The sequence below is a fragment of the Streptomyces sp. C genome, from assembly GCF_000158895.1.
Classification (GTDB): Bacteria; Actinomycetota; Actinomycetes; order Streptomycetales; family Streptomycetaceae; genus Streptomyces; species Streptomyces racemochromogenes.
Map to the genome: position 1 here is coordinate 255,934 of NZ_GG657750.1, position 2,807 is coordinate 258,740.

Annotated in this window: 2 protein-coding genes and 1 pseudogene; 1 reads left to right on the plus strand and 2 read right to left on the minus strand. The window is 74.5% G+C overall.

The features are described 5' to 3' along the window. Positions 1–121 precede the first annotated feature (121 nt). Positions 122–1,360 carry a serine hydrolase domain-containing protein gene (locus SSNG_RS01360; RefSeq protein ID WP_128636823.1) on the minus strand — a complete coding sequence of 413 codons (1,239 nt, stop codon included), beginning with the start codon at positions 1,358–1,360 and terminating at the stop codon, positions 122–124. 31 nt (positions 1,361–1,391) lie between these two features. Beyond that, the gene (locus tag SSNG_RS01365) at positions 1,392–2,294 is read right to left on the minus strand and encodes an alpha/beta hydrolase (protein ID WP_050779820.1); all 903 of its coding nucleotides are present in this window, start codon (positions 2,292–2,294) and stop codon (positions 1,392–1,394) included. A gap of 119 nt (positions 2,295–2,413) precedes the next feature. Between SSNG_RS01365 and SSNG_RS01370 the strand changes: the two are divergent. Further along, positions 2,414–2,807 (plus strand): annotated as a pseudogene (locus SSNG_RS01370) (PucR family transcriptional regulator); the annotation flags it as partial.

Sequence of the window (2,807 nt, forward strand, 5' to 3'; positions counted from 1 at the left end):
TGGTGCGTGCTCTCGGTGCGCCGGGCGGAAGCCCGCGTACTGGACGTACTTGGGCTTTCGCCCGGTGCGGCGAGAGCGCGTGCCAGGCGTCGCGGGGCAGACGGGAGTTTGACGACAGACCCTAGGGGGTGCCGTGCCCGCCGGTGTTCGTCCCGTCGCACATCGCTTCGCCGTAGAGCTCGGTCAGGGCGGCGTCGATGGGGTGCGGCGGCCGGCCGCCGGTGGGGTCCGGGGCGCTCCACCGCTGGAGGTTGACGGCCACGGACATCTGGCGCCTGCCGTCGGCGCGGGTCAGGGACATCGTTCCGGCTCCCCAGACCGAGCCGTCGTGGCCCCAGAAGGTGCCGCAGCCCGGGACGGTGACCTTGTGGAGGCCCAGGCCGTACTGGATGGTCGTGGTCGTGCCGTCCAGGTCGCGGACGACGGGGACGGTGCGCTGCATCTGCTCCAGGGAGGCGCGGCTGACGATCCTGCCGTCGAGGAGCTGGGCGTAGAACCGGTTGAGGTCCGCCATGGTCGACACGAGGGCGGCGCCCGTCCCGGCCCAGGACATGTCGTAGACGCTGTAGTCGCGCGGCGGGTCGAGGAGGCCGAACGCGGCTTCGTACATGAGGGAGTGGGGTCCTTCGATGTCCGGGCCGGACGGGAATCCGGTGTGCCGCAGGCCGGCGCGCCGGATCACGTCGCGGGTGATGTACTCCTGTGCCGGGGTGCCGGTGACCCGTTCCAGGAGCTCGCCGAGCAGCAGGTAGTTGGTGTTGGAGTACGCGCCCGTCGGGCCGCCGGGCTCGCCCGCGGGCGGTGCCGCGAGGCCCAGCTCGATCAGTTCGGCGGGGCGGAAGCGCCGGAAGCGGTTGTCGTCGAGGCTGGCGGGCGAGCCGGACCGGAGGGACGGGAAGGCGTAGGGGATGTAGTCGGGGAGGCCGCTGGTGTGGTTGAGGAGCATCCGTACGGTGATCTTCCTGCCGCGCTCCCCCGGCACCAGGTCGGGGAGGTGGTCGCCGATCGGCGCGTCGAGCAGGATCCGGCCCCGCTCGACCTGCTGCATGACGGCGACGGCGGTGAAGGTCTTGGTGACGCTGCCGACGCGGTGGCGCAGGTCCGCGGTGACGGGGCGGCCGGTCGTGACGTCGGCGGCCCCGGACGCGCCGCGCCAGGTCCGGCCGGCGACGCGTACCTCGCCGTACACCCCGGGCACGCCCGCCCGGTGGACGGCGTCCATGGCGGCCCGCAGCTGCGCGGGGGTCACGGTCGCGGTGGTTCCGTGCGGGGCGGGGGCCGCCACGGCGGGTGCGGCGGTGGTGAGTACGGCCGCGCCCGCGCACAGGGCGAGGCGGAGCTTCTTCGGTCGGGTCGGCATGGTGGTGCTCCTTTCGGGGGTGGTGGACGGTTCAGCCGGCGAGGGCGCGGCGCAGGACGGCGCCGAGTTCGGCGTTCTGGCGCTGGGACACCTCGGCGGACAGGAGGGCCTGCGAACCGTGGAAGGTGCCGGGCCACTGGTGGATCTCGACCGGTACGCCCGCCCGGAGCAGGCGCAGCCCGTAGTCGAGGCCCTCGTCGCGGTTCGGGTCGAACTCCGCGGTGGAGATGTAGGCCGGGGGCAGGCCGGACAGGTCGGTCGCCCGGGCCGGCGCGGCGTACGGGGTCGCGGGTCCGGGGCCGGGGCCCAGGTAGTGCCGCCAGCCGGCGGTGGCCTTGTCGCGGTAGAACCAGGGCGTGTCGGTGAAGTTCCGGGCCGACCAGCTTTCCTGGCGGTCGTCGAGGCCCGGCTGGTTGAGCAGCTGGAAGCGGATCGCCGGCCCGTGGTGGTCGCGGGCCCGCAGGGCGACCGCGGCCGCGAGGTTGGCGCCGGCGCTGTGGCCGCCGACCGCGATGCGGGCGGGGTCGATGCCGAGGCCGGCGGCGTTCTCGACGGTCCAGGCGAGGACGGCGTACGCGTCGTCCAGGGCGGCGGGGAAGGGGTGTTCGGGGGCGAGGCGGTAGTCCACCGAGATCACCACGGCTCCGGAGCCGGCGGCGATGCGGCTGGCCCAGGGGTGCTCGGTGTCGAGGTCGCCCATGGTGAATCCACCGCCGTGCATCCACACGACGGCGCCCTCGGCGCCGTGCGGGCGGTAGACGCGTACGGCCACGTCGGGGTCGGCGGCGACGGTGCGGTCCTCGACCTCCATGTCCGCGGCATCGGGTGCCGGTATGGCGGAGGCCAGTTCGGCGAAGCTCTTGCGGGCGGCGACCGGGTCGCCGAGGTCGGTCTTGGGGAAGAAGGGTACGAATGCTTCGAGTTCGGGGTCCATGACGGACATCCTCACGGGGCGGGCGGTGCCGGGTCGCCCGCCGTCCGTCGGGCATCCGGGCCCGATCGCGCGCCGATCGGCGCCCCCTGCCGGCCGGGCGGGCCTTCTATGCTTGCGCCATGGAGGCACTCGCCGTACGGCTGTCGGGACTCGATCCGTACGTGGACGGGGCGCTCCGCATCGTCGCGTTCTACGACACGCTGATGCGCCGGCGGGTGGACCTGCCCGCGCTCGCCCGGGCCTCGGCGGGGCTGGCCGAGTGCGCCGCCGGGATCCGGCTGTACGGGACGGACCGGACGATCCGTGTCTCCCCCGACGGCGGCGAGGCTCCGCGGGGGGCGTCGCCCGCGCCGGTGTCCGGGTCGGTGCCGGTCGTCCTCGACGAGGAGGAGATCGGCTCGGTGTGGCTGGAACGGCCGGGGCCGGCCGGGCCGCTCGACGAGGTGCTGCTGGAGCGGCTGGCCATCGCCGTCGCGGCCGCCGTCGAACGGTACGGGCCGGCCCGGACCACGA